This is a genomic window from [Bacillus] selenitireducens MLS10 (assembly GCF_000093085.1).
Lineage (GTDB): Bacteria > Bacillota > Bacilli > Bacillales > Salisediminibacteriaceae > Salisediminibacterium > Salisediminibacterium selenitireducens.
In genome coordinates, this window is the sequence record NC_014219.1 from 2,937,107 (window position 1) to 2,953,920 (window position 16,814).

10 protein-coding genes and 2 rRNA genes are annotated in these 16,814 nt (G+C 51.8%); 4 read left to right on the plus strand and 8 right to left on the minus strand.

Features of this window, described 5'->3' with window-relative positions; genetic code table 11:
• Nucleotides 1–76 precede the first annotated feature (76 nt).
• The 3 genes from BSEL_RS13810 to BSEL_RS13820 all read right to left on the minus strand — a co-directional run bounded on the left by BSEL_RS13810 (nt 77) and on the right by BSEL_RS13820 (nt 6,038).
• A 23S ribosomal RNA gene (locus BSEL_RS13810) occupies nt 77–3,012 on the minus strand.
• Between the two features lie 267 nt (nt 3,013–3,279).
• Nucleotides 3,280–4,846, minus strand: a 16S ribosomal RNA gene (locus BSEL_RS13815).
• The 16S and 23S rRNA genes sit together here, the layout of an rRNA operon.
• A gap of 316 nt (nt 4,847–5,162) precedes the next feature.
• Nucleotides 5,163–6,038 carry a nucleotidyltransferase-like protein gene (locus BSEL_RS13820; protein WP_013173625.1) on the minus strand — a complete coding sequence of 292 codons (876 nt, stop codon included), beginning with the start codon at nt 6,036–6,038 and terminating at the stop codon, nt 5,163–5,165.
• A gap of 158 nt (nt 6,039–6,196) precedes the next feature.
• Between BSEL_RS13820 and BSEL_RS13825 the strand changes: the two genes are divergently transcribed.
• Nucleotides 6,197–6,571 carry a YgzB family protein gene (locus BSEL_RS13825; RefSeq protein ID WP_013173626.1) on the plus strand — a complete coding sequence of 125 codons (375 nt, stop codon included), beginning with the start codon at nt 6,197–6,199 and terminating at the stop codon, nt 6,569–6,571.
• A 68-nt stretch (nt 6,572–6,639) separates the two neighbouring features.
• On the opposite strand, the gene perR is transcribed toward BSEL_RS13825, so the two are convergent.
• The 4 genes from perR to BSEL_RS13845 form a co-directional block, all read right to left on the minus strand.
• Nucleotides 6,640–7,083 (minus strand): peroxide-responsive transcriptional repressor PerR, encoded by a 444-nt coding sequence (gene perR, locus BSEL_RS13830; protein WP_013173627.1) that lies wholly within the window; start codon nt 7,081–7,083, stop codon nt 6,640–6,642.
• 182 nt (nt 7,084–7,265) lie between these two features.
• Nucleotides 7,266–7,637, minus strand: coding sequence for a cyclic-di-AMP receptor (locus BSEL_RS13835; RefSeq protein ID WP_232970465.1), 372 nt, complete (start codon nt 7,635–7,637; stop codon nt 7,266–7,268).
• A gap of 11 nt (nt 7,638–7,648) precedes the next feature.
• Complete coding sequence (locus tag BSEL_RS13840; protein ID WP_013173629.1) at nt 7,649–8,599, minus strand: D-2-hydroxyacid dehydrogenase; 951 nt, start codon at nt 8,597–8,599, stop codon at nt 7,649–7,651.
• 8 nt (nt 8,600–8,607) lie between these two features.
• Nucleotides 8,608–9,072 carry a hypothetical protein gene (locus BSEL_RS13845; RefSeq protein WP_013173630.1) on the minus strand — a complete coding sequence of 155 codons (465 nt, stop codon included), beginning with the start codon at nt 9,070–9,072 and terminating at the stop codon, nt 8,608–8,610.
• Nucleotides 9,073–9,175: 103 nt separating this feature from the next.
• Here BSEL_RS13845 and BSEL_RS13850 point away from each other — a divergent pair, with 103 nt between their 5' ends.
• Nucleotides 9,176–9,979 carry a hypothetical protein gene (locus BSEL_RS13850; RefSeq protein WP_013173631.1) on the plus strand — a complete coding sequence of 268 codons (804 nt, stop codon included), beginning with the start codon at nt 9,176–9,178 and terminating at the stop codon, nt 9,977–9,979.
• 51 nt (nt 9,980–10,030) lie between these two features.
• Here the strand turns inward: BSEL_RS13850 and bcp are convergent, their stop codons facing one another.
• The gene (gene bcp / locus BSEL_RS13855; protein WP_013173632.1) at nt 10,031–10,501 is read right to left on the minus strand and encodes a thioredoxin-dependent thiol peroxidase; all 471 of its coding nucleotides are present in this window, start codon (nt 10,499–10,501) and stop codon (nt 10,031–10,033) included.
• 178 nt (nt 10,502–10,679) lie between these two features.
• Between bcp and BSEL_RS13860 the strand changes: the two genes are divergently transcribed.
• Both BSEL_RS13860 and BSEL_RS13865 read left to right on the plus strand, forming a co-directional pair.
• A complete protein-coding gene (locus tag BSEL_RS13860; protein ID WP_013173633.1) occupies nt 10,680–11,975 on the plus strand; it encodes a glutamate-1-semialdehyde 2,1-aminomutase in 1,296 nt (431 codons plus the stop codon).
• A 321-nt stretch (nt 11,976–12,296) separates the two neighbouring features.
• A complete protein-coding gene (locus tag BSEL_RS13865; protein ID WP_232970533.1) occupies nt 12,297–16,799 on the plus strand; it encodes a glutamate synthase-related protein in 4,503 nt (1,500 codons plus the stop codon).
• The last annotated feature ends 15 nt before the right edge of the window (nt 16,800–16,814 follow it).

The window sequence follows — 16,814 nt, forward strand, 5'->3', positions numbered from 1 at the left end:
CAAAACTGAATAACGCATATGACGGGATCATGAATCCGTGTCTGTCCTTCGTGTGTTAATAAACTTCGCTTAACCTTTGGTTAAGCCCTCGATCGATTAGTATCACTCAGCTCCACATATCGCTATGCTTCCACACGTGACCTATCTACCTCATCGTCTCTGAGGGATCTTACTCACCGAAGTGATGGGAAATCTCATCTTGAGGGGGGCTTCATGCTTAGATGCTTTCAGCACTTATCCCGTCCACACGTAGCTACCCAGCGATGCTCCTGGCGGAACAACTGGTACACCAGCGGTGTGTCCATCCCGGTCCTCTCGTACTAAGGACAGCTCCTCTCAAATTTCCTACGCCCGCGACGGATAGGGACCGAACTGTCTCACGACGTTCTGAACCCAGCTCGCGTGCCGCTTTAATGGGCGAACAGCCCAACCCTTGGGACCTACTTCAGCCCCAGGATGCGACGAGCCGACATCGAGGTGCCAAACCTCCCCGTCGATGTGGACTCTTGGGAGAGATTAGCCTGTTATCCCCAGGGTAGCTTTTATCCGTTGAGCGACGGCCCTTCCATACGGTGCCGCCGGATCACTAAGCCCGACTTTCGTCCCTGCTCGACCTGTATGTCTCGCAGTCAAGCTCCCTTATGCCTTTGCACTCTGCGAATGATTTCCAACCATTCTGAGGGAACCTTTGGGCGCCTCCGTTACTCTTTAGGAGGCGACCGCCCCAGTCAAACTGCCCACCAGACACTGTCCCTGAACCGGATCACGGTTCGAGGTTAGAATTTCAGTACAGCAAGGGTAGTATCCCACCAATGCCTCCACCGAAGCTGGCGCTCCGGTTTCCAAGGCTCCTACCTATCCTGTACAAGCTGTACCAAAATCCAATATCAAGCTGCAGTAAAGCTCCATGGGGTCTTTCCGTCCTGTCGCGGGTAACCTGCATCTTCACAGGTAATATAATTTCACCGGGTCTCTCGTTGAGACAGTGCCCAAATCGTTGCACCTTTCGTGCGGGTCGGAACTTACCCGACAAGGAATTTCGCTACCTTAGGACCGTTATAGTTACGGCCGCCGTTTACTGGGGCTTCAATTCAGAGCTTCTCCCGAAGGATAACCCCACCTCTTAACCTTCCAGCACCGGGCAGGTGTCAGCCCCTATACTTCGCCTTGCGGCTTCGCAGAGACCTGTGTTTTTGATAAACAGTCGTTTGGGCCTATTCACTGCGGCTCCCCCAGGCTGTTCACCCTGGGGAGCACTCCTTCTCCCGAAGTTACGGAGTCATTTTGCCGAGTTCCTTAACGAGAGTTCTCCCGCGCGTCTTAGAATTCTCTTCCCGCCTACCTGTGTCGGTTTGCGGTACGGGCACCTGTTTCCTCGCTAGAGGCTTTTCTTGGCAGTGTAGAATCAGGAACTTCGCTACTGTAATTTCACTCGCGATCACAGCTCAACCTTACGGTTACGGGATTTGCCTCGTAACCAGCCTCACTGCTTCGACGCACACGACCAGCGGTGCGCTTACCCTATCTTCCTGCGTCCCCCCATTGCTCAAATGGAAACGTGGTGGTACAGGAATATCAACCTGTTTGCCATCGCCTACGCTTTTCAACCTCGGCTTAGGACCCGACTAACCCTGAGCGGACGAGCCTTCCTCAGGAAACCTTAGGCTTTCGACGGAGGGGATTCCCACCCCTCTTTTCGCTACTCATACCGGCATTCTCACTTCCAGACGCTCCACATGTCCTTCCGGTCATGCTTCGCAGCCTCTGGAACGCTCCCCTACCCCGAACACCTTGCGGTGTTCAGCCATAGCTTCGGTGATACGTTTAGCCCCGGTACATTTTCGGCGCAGAGTCACTCGACCAGTGAGCTATTACGCACTCTTTCAATGATGGCTGCTTCTAAGCCAACATCCTGGTTGTCTAAGCAACTCCACATCCTTTTCCACTTAACGTATACTTGGGGACCTTAGCTGATGGTCTGGGCTGTTTCCCTCTTGACTACGGATCTTAGCACTCGCAGTCTGACTCCCGAGGATAAGTATTTGGCATTCGGAGTTTGACTGAATTCGGTAATCCTGTGGGGACCCCTAGTCCAATCAGTGCTCTACCTCCAATACTCTTCCCTCGAGGCTAGCCCTAAAGCTATTTCGGGGAGAACCAGCTATCTCCAGGTTCGATTGGCATTTCACCCCTACCCACACCTCATCCCCGCACTTTTCAACGTGCGTGGGTTCGGGCCTCCATTCAGTGTTACCTGAACTTCACCCTGGACATGGGTAGATCACCTGGTTTCGGGTCTGCAACCACGTACTTATTCGCCCTGTTCAGACTCGCTTTCGCTGCGGCTCCGCCTCTTCAGCTTAACCTTGCACGTGATCACAACTCGCCGGTTCATTCTACAAAAGGCACGCTGTCACCCATTAACGGGCTCCAACTACTTGTAGGCACACGGTTTCAAGATCTGTTTCACTCCCCTCCCGGGGTGCTTTTCACCTTTCCCTCACGGTACTGGTTCACTATCGGTCACTAGGAAGTATTTAGCCTTGGGAGATGGTCCTCCCGGATTCCGACGGGGTTTCACGTGTCCCGCCGTACTCAGGATCCACTCCGGAGGAGAGGGCGTTTCGGCTACAGGGCTGTTACCTTGTCCCGCGGGCCTTTCCAGGCCGCTTCACCTACGCTCTCTCTTTGTAACTCCAATGGAGTGTCCTACAACCCCGAAAGGCAAGCCTTTCGGTTTGGGCTGATTCCGTTTCGCTCGCCGCTACTCAGGAAATCGCATTTGCTTTCTCTTCCTCCGGGTACTAAGATGTTTCAGTTCCCCGGGTCTGCCTTCCATTACCCTATGGATTCAGGTATGGATCCCATCCCATTACGGATGGTGGGTTCCCCCATTCGGAAATCTCCGGATCAACGCTTACTTACAGCTCCCCGAAGCATATCGGTGTTCGTCCCGTCCTTCATCGGCTCCTAGTGCCAAGGTATCCACCGTGCGCCCTTTCTTGCTTAACCATTTTCCGCCTTGCGACGGACTTTCTTTTGGCGTCGTTTTAACCTTAACGTTTGAATTCAAGACACTCGGTTCCTCTCTATCTGAATAGGTTTCAAATAGTTGATTCACCGGTGATTCATGATGTTTCGTCATTTCGTTATTCAGTTTTCAAAGGTCACAAAAACCTGAAGAGTGTTTAACCCTTCAAAACTAAACAAAAAACCAGAGGCAAAAGTAAAAAGGTTGAGCTTATCTGAAAACCGGAGGTTTCCAGCAAGTCTCCTTAGAAAGGAGGTGATCCATCCGCACCTTCCGGTACGGATACCTTGTTACGACTTCACCCCAATCATCTGTCCCACCTTCGGCGGCTGGCTCCAAAAGGTTACCTCACCGACTTCGGGTGTTACAAACTCTCGTGGTGTGACGGGCGGTGTGTACAAGGCCCGGGAACGTATTCACCGCGGCATGCTGATCCGCGATTACTAGCAATTCCGGCTTCATGCAGGCGAGTTGCAGCCTGCAATCCGAACTGAGAATGGCTTTATGGGATTGGCTTCACCTCGCGGCTTCGCAACCCATTGTACCATCCATTGTAGCACGTGTGTAGCCCAGGTCATAAGGGGCATGATGATTTGACGTCATCCCCACCTTCCTCCGGTTTATCACCGGCAGTCACCTTAGAGTGCCCAACTGAATGCTGGCAACTAAGATCAGGGGTTGCGCTCGTTGCGGGACTTAACCCAACATCTCACGACACGAGCTGACGACAACCATGCACCACCTGTCACTCTGTCCCCCGAAGGGGAAAGTCCAGTCTCCTGGATGTTCAGAGGATGTCAAGACCTGGTAAGGTTCTTCGCGTTGCTTCGAATTAAACCACATGCTCCACTGCTTGTGCGGGCCCCCGTCAATTCCTTTGAGTTTCAGCCTTGCGGCCGTACTCCCCAGGCGGAGTGCTTAATGTGTTAACTTCGGCACTAAGGGTATCGAAACCCCTAACACCTAGCACTCATCGTTTACGGCGTGGACTACCAGGGTATCTAATCCTGTTTGCTCCCCACGCTTTCGCGCCTCAGCGTCAGTTGTAAGCCAGAAAGTCGCCTTCGCCACTGGTGTTCCTCCACATATCTACGCATTTCACCGCTACACGTGGAATTCCACTTTCCTCTCTTACACTCAAGTCTCCCAGTTTCCAATGACCCTCCACGGTTGAGCCGTGGGCTTTCACATCAGACTTAAGAGACCGCCTGCGCGCGCTTTACGCCCAATAATTCCGGACAACGCTTGCCCCCTACGTATTACCGCGGCTGCTGGCACGTAGTTAGCCGGGGCTTTCTCGTGAGGTACCGTCAAGGTGCCGCCTTATTCAAACGGCACTTGTTCTTCCCTCATAACAGAACTTTACGATCCGAGAACCTTCATCGTTCACGCGGCATTGCACCGTCAGGCTTTCGCCCATTGCGGATGATTCCCTACTGCTGCCTCCCGTAGGAGTCTGGGCCGTGTCTCAGTCCCAGTGTGGCCGATCACCCTCTCAGGTCGGCTACGCATCGTCGCCTTGGTGAGCCCTTACCTCACCAACTAGCTAATGCGCCGCGGGCCCATCCTGCAGTGAGAGGACGAATCCCCTCTTTTACATCGGCACCATGCGGTGCCAATGGTCATCCGGTATTAGCCTCATTTTCACGAGGTTGTCCCGGTCTGCAGGGCAGGTTGCCCACGTGTTACTCACCCGTCCGCCGCTCATTCCACTTCCGTCCACCCGAAGGCTTCAGAAAGCTTCCTGCGCTCGACTTGCATGTATTAGGCATGCCGCCAGCGTTCGTCCTGAGCCAGGATCAAACTCTCCAATAAAGTTGAGTTTGATGCGCTAGCATCATACCAGTATCGATGAAAACACTGGATTTTAATTGACGGGATATCTTATTCATATATCCCACTTTTTTTGCTTGGTTTTTGTTTAGTTTTCAAAGGTCAACATCTTGCGTCGCTGTTTTTGGCGACTTCATAATCATAGCACTCTTTCGAAATCAAAGTCAATTACTTTTTCGAAAAAGTTTTCTTAGGCGCCGCTCGTGTTCAGCGACGATTTATAATATATCACGGCTGTTTCGTTCTTTCAAGACCAAAAAGAAAAAACCCGCAAACAATTTCGCGGGTTCTGAACGGCTTACGATTTTCCACGATACATATAGCGGCGATGATAGACCTGTTTGCCTTTCGTTTCAACCTTTTGAATATCAATGACACCCTTATCTACGAGGAACTCAATCATGATCCCAAGATCAAGGGAGTATTCGCGAATCCCGACTTCACCCTTCAGCTCCTGAATGCTCCACGGTTCATCACGCTTCTCCATCAATTGAAGAAGATGACGGCTGCCGAGTTCCGTTTTACGGGACACCTCAAATTCATTGGCAATCAGAAGGAGCTCAAGACGCTTTTCAATCGCTTCGCTTCCATTCGTCAGTTCCGAATAAAGCTTATGTATTTCAGGTTCGATTTCTTTGACCTGCTGCCAGACGGTTACCTCAGGATAAAACCCGTGTTCAATCACCGACAGACGAGCCAGATGATGAAGGGCGTGAATAATATGATTATAGGCGTCCAGATAATCCCCGGAATAAAACAACGTTTTTCCGTCCGTGTAGCGGCGAATCAGCTTCGAAAACTCCACGCCGATTTTTAACAGCCGTTCTTCTTCCGGAAAATGATTCATTTTCTCCCGAAACGATTTCACATAGCCATTACGGTCAAACACAATCCGACCATTAAAAAGCCAATCCACCACGCGGCGGTTTGACATGTTTAACAGCCAGTCATTGAGCTGCCGCTCGGTCACGAGATGCATCGCCGCCTTGATTCCCTCCGATTCGTAATGTTTCACTTCCCATCCCTGCTCCCGATCCTTGAGGATCACGAACAGTACATGATCAAAATAGTCCGTATTCGCATCTTTGCGTTCCCGTTTGTCCACTTTTATGATTCCGAGTGTATTCCCGTCGGAAGTCTGGTCCTGATACAGTTCTCTTAAAAAGCTTTCCATTATATGCTTCACTCCTGCCTTTGCATGATTCGTTTTCAGGATATTCTTTCTCTAGTTTTACTGTTTCGACAAAAAATCCGAAATTCCTTTTTTATATTCAATTTCAGACAGTTCCTCCGCACTTATGCTATACTTTTTAACGTACAGGAGGGATTTACATGGCAGTGAAATATTCAAATAAAATAAACCGGATCCGCACATTTGCACTCATGATGGTATTCGGCGGCATCATTATTATGTATGTCGGACTCTTCTTTCAAACCAGCCAGCTCATCATGACGATCTTTATGCTCCTCGGTTTCCTGGCTGTCATCGGAAGCTCCGTCGTCTATTTTTGGATCGGCATGCTTTCATCACGGGCCGTCATCGTCACATGCCCGACATGCGAAAAGCAGACCAAAATCCTCGGACGGGTCGACGCCTGCATGCACTGCGATGAACCGTTGACGCTCGACAAAACACTTGAAGGAAAAGACTTCGACGAAGAGTATAACAAAGTGAAGCACTTTGAAGGTGGCCCCAAAGATCAGTGACAGCTCTCAAAAAAAAGCAGACAAAAAGACCGAAGCCGCGATGGCTCCGGTCTTTATTTGGATCAAAATCAGTGTTTCTTTGCCTTTTGACAGTCGGGACAGGATCCGTATACTTCAAGGCGGTGATCGCCTACGTCAAAACCAGTCACGTGCTCCGCAAGGGTCTCGACTTCGTTCAGACCCGGATAGTGAAAGTCGACGATCTTGCCGCAGTCCTGACAGATAATATGGTAGTGATCCGACATATTGCTGTCGAAACGGCTGCTCGAATCACCGTACGTCAATTCGCGGACAAGGCCCACTTCTTTAAATACGCGCAGGTTATTATACACCGTGGCAACACTCATATTCGGAAACTTTGATTCAAGCGCTTTGTAGATTTCATCAGCTGTCGGATGTGACGGCGCACTGAAGAGATACTCCAAAATCGCATGACGCTGCGGTGTTAATCTGATTCTTGTTTCTTTCAGGGAATCAAGTGCTTCTTGTAAATGATCATGATGGCTTCCCATTTTCTTCACCCCTTTTAAATGCGTCCCTTATTGAGCGGAGACAGACTGTATCCTTTCGAAGGAAACATTCTCACATTGTAACTTTTATAATCAGTATACAGAACGGGGCATGAAGATGTCAATGATTACACCATCCCTGTAGCCTTTTGTTCAAAAAGGTTCACGAAGTATTCACATCTCCATTACGCCTTCGGGAAATTCGCAAATACATGCGCATTGGCTGCATCCATTGAGAATACGACAAAGCGGCTGCTGACATATTTAGGGGGACCTTTCCCCTCTTCCACATGAAGGCAAATTTCCTTCATCCGCGCCTTCACCCGCTCGATATCCTCTTCTTCCACACCAATCAGGAACGTCGTGTTCCCGCGCCTGCGGAAACTGCCGGAGCTCGAAAGCTCGGTCATTCTGTATCCGTGTTCCCCGAGCCCCTTTTCCATGGGAGCCCGGTAGTGATTATGCACAACCGCCATCAACAGTTTCATCGTCGTCACCTCATTTATACAGGCAAACCGCTCACCTGTCATCCATTCATTTGCTCGATTATAGCACACTCACCCGCCCGTTAGTATCCTTTATCCGGGTCAACCCTGTTAAGGAAATCCGTCTCTCCTTGTTCCCACTTCTTCATATTGATATCGAACTGATCCATGGCGCGGGGCTGATACTCAGGAGACAGCCCCGACATATGCGGGGTCACGGTGATCCGCTCTTCGAGCCAAAACGGGTGGTCTTGAGGCAACGGTTCCTCATTAAAGACATCGAGAACCGCGTGAGTAAAGGCTCCGTCCTGAAGGGCTGTCAGGAGATCCGTTTCCTGAATGACGTTGCCACGCCCTATATTAATGAGCACCGCCGAAGACTTTATATTATTGAACACCTCTTTGTTTAACATACCGTCTGTCTCATCGGTCTTCGGAAGAACAGAGATCAGATAATCAATCCCGCAGATCTGATCCTTAAGGTGATCAATGGTATAAATCCTGTCGAACTGATCCGCCTCTCTGCCGCTCCGGTTAAAGCCAATCGTCCTCATCCCGAATGCCTTCGTTCGGCGCGCAATCTCTGTTCCGATCGCACCCGTGCCGAGAATGGCTGCGGTATGGCCGTACAGTTCGCGGATCGGCAGCTTGCGTTCCCACTTACGCCCCGCTTCGTTCTGAATCAGCGTCTTCGTCTCCCTGGCAACCTGCAGCATCATGGCAATCGTATATTCGGCCATTTGAATAGCATGGATCCCCTTCGCGTTCGTAACGAGAATATCACGGCCCCGGATGGCTTCAAACGGCAGCTGATCCACACCGGCAGAGATCACATTCAGCCATTTGAGCCGCTCTGCTATGTCGATATGCTTCGCTTCAAGATCCATGCCGTACGTAATGATCACCTCCGCATTTGAAAGATCGCCCTCCGCTTCCGTAATGGATTTGTGGAAGCGGAATTCATGCTCGGGGTAATCCCCCGTTAACCGCTCTCTGATATCGCGCCTGATATGAATTGTACTGATAATTAACATACCTCTGTTCACTCCCCGATGTAGTCTTCGTATAATGCCACGTCAATATCCGGCAGCACAAAATGATGAAAATCCGAGCCCGTTTCTCCCCCGGCCTGCCAGTTGATCATCATGGAAGCCTCAAGCCGTCCTGAAGGAGAGAGGCATCCATCACAGCGTTTCTGATAAATCAGCTCTTCCTCCGCTTCTTCCACATTTAGATCCTGATAAAAAAAGCTCCCTGTCCCGTGATTCACGAAAAATTCCAGTTTCTCAAGATCCTCTGCGTCTCTGTCCTCACTGATCCATTCGAGCCATGCACCAATGGTGAGCGTGTCATCTTCCGGCTCGAGAAAAAACACCACCCGCCAGTCCTCGTTGACCGCAGCGTCTTCATAAAGCGGATCAAACGGCGGTTCGTACTCATCCTGAAACAGCCAAAACGCGCCGCCGATGATCGCGGCAATGAGCAGTAAAGGCATAAATTGCTTCACGGCTGCACCTGCTTTCCGTTTCTGATACTTATCAGTTTACCAAAGAGTCACCCGTTGGGCATAATGAGAAGACAGTAAATGAAGAGAAAAGAGGTCGAAGGCGATGAAACGGATTGCTTGGCTCGTTACGTTACTCCTGCTCACTGCCACAGCGGGGTGTTCGCAGGAAGAGAACAGTGAGGAAGAAACCGTCGCTGTAACCGGGAAGTACCCCGCTCACTTTGCCGGGGTCGAAATTCACGGACTCTTGCCGTTCTTCGTGGATGATTCTCTCGGAGGCAGCCATTTCAGGTATGATCACACGTTCGGTTCTGAGCGAGAAGACTATCAGGCTGAAGCCTACTGGCTTGAACTGAGCCCTGACACGGACTGGTACAAAGAAAACGGAGAAGGTGATCTTGAACCCCTCGATCCGGACAATGGACGCGCTGCATTTGACTATCCGAATCAGTCCATGACGGTCACATTCGGCAAATCCTTCGAAGCAGAGAGGCTCAATCTCCCCGCTCACGTCAGCTGGACCCCTGAATTCCTGCCAGTTGAAAAGGCACTGTCGATTACCATTCATCCTTACCGCATGGAAGACTATCTGTATTACAATCTTCCTGACGGCGGTGACGCTTATCTGTACTGGCTGTTTGATGACATCTCCGATTATGACCAGCAGTTCCTCCGGCAGTATGCCTATTCCCTCTATCTAGATGAGGGGATTACTTTGAATTATCGTTTTATCAGCGACACCGACAGCAACACGGCGAGGCTGATGGGCATCGACGAACTCCCTTATTTCATCATCGTCAATGAAGAAGGAATCGTCGCAGAATCCGATGACCGCGCAGCTGTCGAACGGACGCTCGCAGAAGAGATGGGCATCCGCATCTTTGATCACGTGTATACAGGCAATTAAGCAACAAAGCCGGCCTCCTTATACGGGAGTGCCGGCTTTGTTTGCTTCCTGTCAGGACACCAGACTCCGCAAATGCTGCAGGGCCTCTTCCACGTGCCCTTTCACTTTCACCTTGCGCCACTCTTCAATGATCGTCCCTTCAGGATCAATCAGAAATGTGGAACGTTCAATGCCCATGTATTCCTTGCCGAAGTTCTTTTTCAATTTCCAGGTTCCAAAGGCTTCCGCAAGCTCATTCTCTTCGTCCGCCAACAGTTCAAACGGAAGTTCATGCTTATTGATAAACGATTCATGGCGCTTTACCGGATCCGGACTCACTCCAAGGATGACCGCGTCAAGCTCCTGAAACTGTTCGTGATGATCACGAAAATCACACGCTTCCGTCGTGCACCCCGGGGTCATGTCTTTCGGATAAAAGTAAAGGACCACATACTTGCCTTTGTACTGATCGAGAGTCACTGCCTCACCGGTCGTTGACGTGACCGGCACTTGAGGGACCTGATCGCCTTTTGTCAGACTCATCTCGAAACGCTCCCTTCGTTTATGCATAGCCGTGTATACGGTTGACTTTCAGAATAGCGAAAACCCGAACAGCTTGCAACTGATTCGCAGAAGCGCCGTGCAGGCACTCTTTAAAATGTACGCTCCTGTGATACAATGAACAGGATACGTATCACAGTCATGTCAGGAGGATTACATAATGAATCACGAACGTTCCATTGCATTATTTAAAGAAGCCGAAGACGTCATTCTCGGCGGGGTCAATTCCCCGTCACGCTCCTACAAAGGCGTTGGAGGAGGTACGCCGGTCTTCATGAAAAAGGCGAAAGGTTCCCGGTTTATCGATGAAGACAACAATGAATACATCGATTACCTCCAGGCTTACGGCCCGATCATCACCGGTCACGCGCACCCGCACGTGACAAAGGCGATCCAGGATGCGGCTGAGGACGGTGTCCTCTACGGCACACCGACCGTTTACGAGAATCACTTCGCAAATAAACTGAGAGACGCCATCCCTTCGCTTGAGCGCGTCCGCTTTGTTAATTCAGGGACGGAGGCCGTCATGACCACGATCCGGGTTGCAAGAGGCTATACCGGCCGCGATAAGGTCATTAAGTTCGCCGGCTGCTATCACGGCCATTCGGACCTCGTCCTCGTCGCTGCCGGATCCGGCCCTGCAACGTTGGGAAGCCCTGACTCTGCCGGGGTCACAAAGAATATCGCCTCTGAAGTCATTACGGTTCCGTTCAATAATCTCGACGCATTTAAAGAGGCCATTGACCACTGGAAAGACGAAATCGCCTGCGTTCTCGTCGAACCGATTGTCGGCAACTTCGGCATTGTGGAGCCGGAACCGGGCTTTTTACAGGCGGTCAACGACTTGACCCATGAGAACGGCTCCCTTGTGATCTACGATGAAGTCATCACCGCTTTTCGCTTTATGTACGGCGGCGCCCAGGACCTTCTCGGCATCAAACCCGACCTGACAGCCATGGGCAAAATCATCGGCGGCGGCCTGCCGATTGGGGCGTACGGAGGAAACCGTGCGATTATGGAATCCGTCGCCCCCCTTGGTCCGACATATCAGGCCGGGACCATGGCCGGAAATCCGGCTTCGATCCGTGCGGGAATCGCCTGCCTTGAAGTACTCGAAGAACCGGGGGTATACGAGGAACTCGACAGGCTTGGAGAAAGGCTGGAAAACGGGATTCAGTCCGTAATTGACGAGTACCAGATCCCCGCCATCATCAACCGACTGAAAGGCGCTATGACGGTCTATTTCGATGTGGACCACGTGACAAATTATGACGACGCCGAACGGTCGAACGGCGACAAATTCGCACGCTTTTTTAAAGCCATGCTCGAGGAAGGCATCAACCTGGCCCCTTCAAAATACGAGGCCTGGTTTTTGACCACCGCCCACACCGATGCGGACATCGATGAGACGATCGAAGCTGTGCGCCGTGTATGTTCCAATCACAATTTCGCATAAATATCCACATCTATAAAACGCCCGCCGATCCTTCGGTGGGCGTTTTCACTTGTACACCCTTATGTAAGCGCATTAATACTGAATCAATCTCACAAACGGCACCTTTTCCGAAAAACCATCTGAAATAGATATGCTTTAAATTGCATAATTAATTGATTTCACTATGTCGGCATGATAAAGTTGATTACAATTCTGACAATTCTGTTTTCCCGGTATACGTATGTCCGTTGGCGTCAGATAATCTGCCATGCCCATCGTCACCCGGGCCCGACAGACAGGATTGCCTTATCATTCACAGGAGGTGGAGGTCAGCAATTGACCATGCATATGACTGAACTGAAAAAAGAACTCCAGCGTTTTCGCGGTGCACTGAAACAGGAACATGACAGTTGTGGAATTGTTGCCTTTATCGAGAAAGAACGCGTTCCAACGAAAGCAAACATCGATCAGACCATCGATGCCTTATTGAAAATGAACCACCGTGCCGGCTTTATAAACCATGAAGGGGACGGTGTCGGTATTCAGATGGATATCCCGAGAGCATTGTGGGAGAAAAAACTGACCAGCGCCGGTGCAGATGCCAAGAGCGCGCAGTCGTCATCGTTTGTTGTTGGGCATTTATTTATCAATGAAACGGATGAGACAGGTAAATACCAACAAGAAATGAAGGATGCATTCAAACAGAATGGTCTGAATCTGATCTTTGAAAGTACCAATGAAACAAGACGAAACGCCCTCGGTCCGATCGCGCTCCAGGCCGAACCGGTCTTTTGGCAGGTCGCCCTGACAGCCGACGGCATGGACAGCCGGACGCTTCGTGCCAAGCTGTTTGACCTCACGATCAAGTTCGAAGAAAACACCGACGTGCACGTGGCTTCACTGAGCCATGAGAGTGCGGTTTACAAAGTCATGGGCGCCGGCGACATCCTGCCGAAGTACTTCCCGGATCTCGCCGATGAAGACGTGGCTTCTACCGTGACACTCGGCCATAACCGTTATTCAACCAATACGCTGTCCAACTTTTTCCGTGTCCAGCCGTTCAGCGTCATCGGCCACAACGGGGAGATCAATACGATCGCCAAGCTTCGTGATGAAGCGCGCATGATTGACGTGCCCCTCGTCGACGGCGGCAGTGATTCCCAGGACCTGAACCGGATTCTTGATACACTCGTATCAACACACGGGCTGTCCCTTTTTGAAGCGATGGAAGTCATCTTCCCGCCGATCATTAACGAAATGAAGCACTATCCGGATGAGCTGAAGGATCTGTATACGTATCTTCGTGAAGCATGGGGCCACTTTGCCCAGGGGCCTGCAGGGATCATCTCCCGCGCAGGTGACGAGATGGTTTTCAGTGTCGATTCCCTTGGCCTTCGTCCGGTATGGATGCTCGAGACCGAAACGAGCTTCATCTTCGGATCTGAACAGGGGATTTTCACAACGGATCAGTATTACCGTGAACCAAAGCCGTTCGCACCGGGTGAGAAAGTGGCCCTTCGCCGAAACGACGAAGGAACGGCTGAGGTCTACTGGTATGACGATCTGCAGCAGGATGTCCTTCAATCCTTCTCAGAACGGCTTCACGTATCAGGCACAGGCTCCCGCCTTGAAACGAAGCAGCCGGCAAAATCCGGCCTGAACGTCTTCACTCAGACATTGAATCCGTCTGTCTATGCCGCTAACGGCTGGGACCGTGAACATATTCAGCTGATTGAACAGATGGCGGATAAAGGGGTTGAACCGATTCGCTCACTCGGTCACGATACACCGCTCGCAGCGATGCACCCCGGCCGTAAGAACGTCGCCGACTTTATTAAGGAGAGCGTCGCCGTCGTCACCAATCCGGCCATTGACCGTGACCGTGAAATGGAACATTTCTCGACGCGTGTCATTATCGGACGCCGTCCGAGTCTCTTTGCCAAATCGGATATTCGCACGGTAATCGAGCTTGACTCACCCGTTATCGCCGAAGGCATTGCAGGAGAAGCCATCCAAAAGGAACATCGTCACCCGTCACTCGAATCGGTGATTGATACGTTCTCAAGCTCGAAAGAATTCATCCGTCTCCAAGCCGTCCGCTACGAAGACGAAAGCATAGAAGAAGCACTCGCGAGACTCGTCAGTGAAGCACAGGAAGCGATTGAATCGAACAAGTCGCTGGTGCTTCTTGACGATCAGGGGATGCACGAAGAAGATGCATACTGGCTCGATCCGCATCTCGCGGTCTCCGCCGTGGATCAGGGACTGACGAAATCCCGTCACCGCCGCGACTGTTCACTTATCATCCGGTCCGGCAGCATCCGCAGTCTCCATGATATCGCCGTCATCTTCGGTCTCGGCGCCGATCTCGTACTGCCGCACATCATGTTCTCAACAGCGATCGACGAAGACGGCACGCCTGCGGTGAAGCTGTTTGAAGCGCTGAATAAAGGGCTTGAGAAAATCATCTCCACCATCGGGATCCACGAGCTCCGCGGTTACGGACGCCTCTTCTCCTCGATGGGGCTCCATGAAGACATTGAAGACACGCTGAACATCGTGAACTTCCTCGGCAGCAAAAAACTCGGCTACAACTTCGAGGCCATGAAGGCAGAAGGTGCTGAGCGAAAAGCCGATTATGAAGCGGAGAAAGCACGCCCGGGCAAGACCTTCCACGTCTTCCCACGTATCTGGAAAGCCCTTGGTGATGTGGCCTCAGGTGCCATCAATTATGAAGAATTCGGTGAGAAAATTGCCGAACAGGAAGACAAGAACCCGACGACGATCCGTCACCTGACCGCGCTTAAGAAGCTCGAATCAAACGTGAAGCCGGAGAACGTTTCGACGAAGGTTGGCAAACATGATATGCCTTTCATCATCAGCTCCATGTCCTTCGGTTCTCAAAATGAGACGGCGTTCCGCGCTTATGCGGAAGCGGCGGACCGATTGAATATGATCAGCTTCAACGGAGAAGGCGGCGAGATTAAAGACATGCTCGGCAAATACCCGAACACCCGCGGTCAACAGATCGCATCCGGCCGTTTCGGTGTCAATGTGGAGCTCGTCAACTCGACCAACCTGCTTGAAATCAAGATCGGTCAGGGTGCGAAGCCTGGTGAAGGCGGACACCTCCCGGGCTCGAAGGTGACGGATAAAGTCGCCGCTGCGCGTAATGCGACAACCGGTTCTGACCTGATTTCACCGTCAAATAACCACGACATCTATTCCATCGAGGATCTCGCTCAGATGGTCACGGAAATCAAAACCGCCAATGATCAGGCAAAAGTATGCGTGAAAGTGCCGATCGTGCCGAATATCGGGACCATCGCCGTCGGTATTGCCAAGGCTGGGGCTGATTTCATCACCCTCTCCGGCTTTGACGGCGGAACAGGTGCTGCACGTGTCCATGCCCTGCAGCATGTTGGACTCCCTGCGGAAATCGGTGTCAAGGCGGCTCATTTCGCCCTCCTTGAATCCGGTCTTCGGCATAAAGTGGAGATTTGGGCTGACGGCGGCGTGAAGAGTGCCCTCGATGCCGCGAAACTTATGCTGCTCGGTGCGAACCGCATCGGCTTTGGTACGCTCTCGATGATTGCCGTCGGCTGTACCGCTTGCCGCGGCTGTCACCTTGACACGTGTCACGTCGGGATTGCCACCCAGATTGAATCGGAAGCACAGGCGAAAGAACACGGCCTCCGCCGGTTCGTGCCCCGTGAATATGACATGGCCGTATCCGGCCTGACAACGATGTTCGGTGCTTTCGGTGAAGAACTGAAACGCATTACCGCTTCACTCGGTTTCGAACGCACCCAGGATATGGTCGGCCGCTCTGACCTCCTTGAGCAGGTTCGCGGCTTCGATCAGATGGATCTTGAAAGCCTCCTTGCCACCCTGCCTGAGCAGGAGCTGACACCGTTCGATCCGCCGCAGGCCCAGGAAGTGCCGCAGGAACAGGAACTTGCCGTCGCCGCAGGGGCAGAATTCGACTACCTCGACGCAAAGGCAAGCGAGCTGACGGAATCACGCACATTCGAATCCGTCACGGCAGAACAGCGCATCCTCGGAAGCCGCGTGTCCTGCCACCGCGTCCGCAATAAGCTTGACGGCTCGTATCGTGAGCTGCCGGAAGTGAATCTGACCTATTCAAAAGGCTCGATTCCAGGGAACGGACTCGGCGCCTACAACAGTGAAGGGGTTAATATCTCCATCACCGGAGGTGCCCAGGACGGGGTCGGAAAGACCTCCTTCGGCGGTTCCTTCAAGATCTTCAAAGCGAAGGGCGGCAACGGACAGCTGATTAACGGTTCCGTCGGAAAAGGGGCCGGCTACGGTGCCCAGCGCGGGACGTTCATCATTCAGGGGAATGCCGACTCCCGTGCCGGGATCCGTTTGAGCGGCGCTGACATGATCTTCGGCGGACGCGTCACGTCCCCGATTGAAAAGAACAAGCATTATAACCTCGGTATTCACGCCAACATGAAAGGGTTCGCCTTTGAATACATGACGAACGGCCGCGGCCTTGTCATGGGTGACCCTGGACCGTGGATGGCTGCCGGTATGACCGGCGGGGTCGTCTACCTCCGCCATGACCCGTCTGTCGGGCTTGACGAGGAAACCCTGAACAGCCGTGTTGCCAAAGGGGCGAAAGTGGTCATTGAGAAGCTGAACGATAAGGGTCTCGATGATGTGACCGAACTTCTCCGCCTCTACAAAAAGGAGCTTGAAGCAATCGGACAGGCTGAAGAAGCCGCCTATGTTCAGGAGCTTCTGAAAGATCCGGAACAGCACTTCATGCAGGTTGTGCCTGAGAAACAGCAGGCTGATCCTGCCGTTTCCACAGAATAACCATCATGCATCTGA

What these genes read in the sequence shown, in the direction of transcription:
- bcp (WP_013173632.1), bottom strand. Translation starts at nt 10,501, where the DNA reads ATGAGTCTGACAAAAGGCGATCAGGTCCCTCAAGTGCCGGTCACGTCA.
- BSEL_RS13840 (WP_013173629.1), bottom strand. Translation starts at nt 8,599, where the DNA reads ATGTTAATTATCAGTACAATTCATATCAGGCGCGATATCAGAGAGCGG.
- perR (WP_013173627.1), bottom strand. Translation starts at nt 7,083, where the DNA reads ATGGGAAGCCATCATGATCATTTACAAGAAGCACTTGATTCCCTGAAA.
- BSEL_RS13860 (WP_013173633.1), top strand. Translation starts at nt 10,680, where the DNA reads ATGAATCACGAACGTTCCATTGCATTATTTAAAGAAGCCGAAGACGTC.
- BSEL_RS13865 (WP_232970533.1), top strand. Translation starts at nt 12,297, where the DNA reads ATGCATATGACTGAACTGAAAAAAGAACTCCAGCGTTTTCGCGGTGCA.
- BSEL_RS13825 (WP_013173626.1), top strand. Translation starts at nt 6,197, where the DNA reads ATGGCAGTGAAATATTCAAATAAAATAAACCGGATCCGCACATTTGCA.
- BSEL_RS13850 (WP_013173631.1), top strand. Translation starts at nt 9,176, where the DNA reads ATGAAACGGATTGCTTGGCTCGTTACGTTACTCCTGCTCACTGCCACA.
- BSEL_RS13820 (WP_013173625.1), bottom strand. Translation starts at nt 6,038, where the DNA reads ATGGAAAGCTTTTTAAGAGAACTGTATCAGGACCAGACTTCCGACGGG.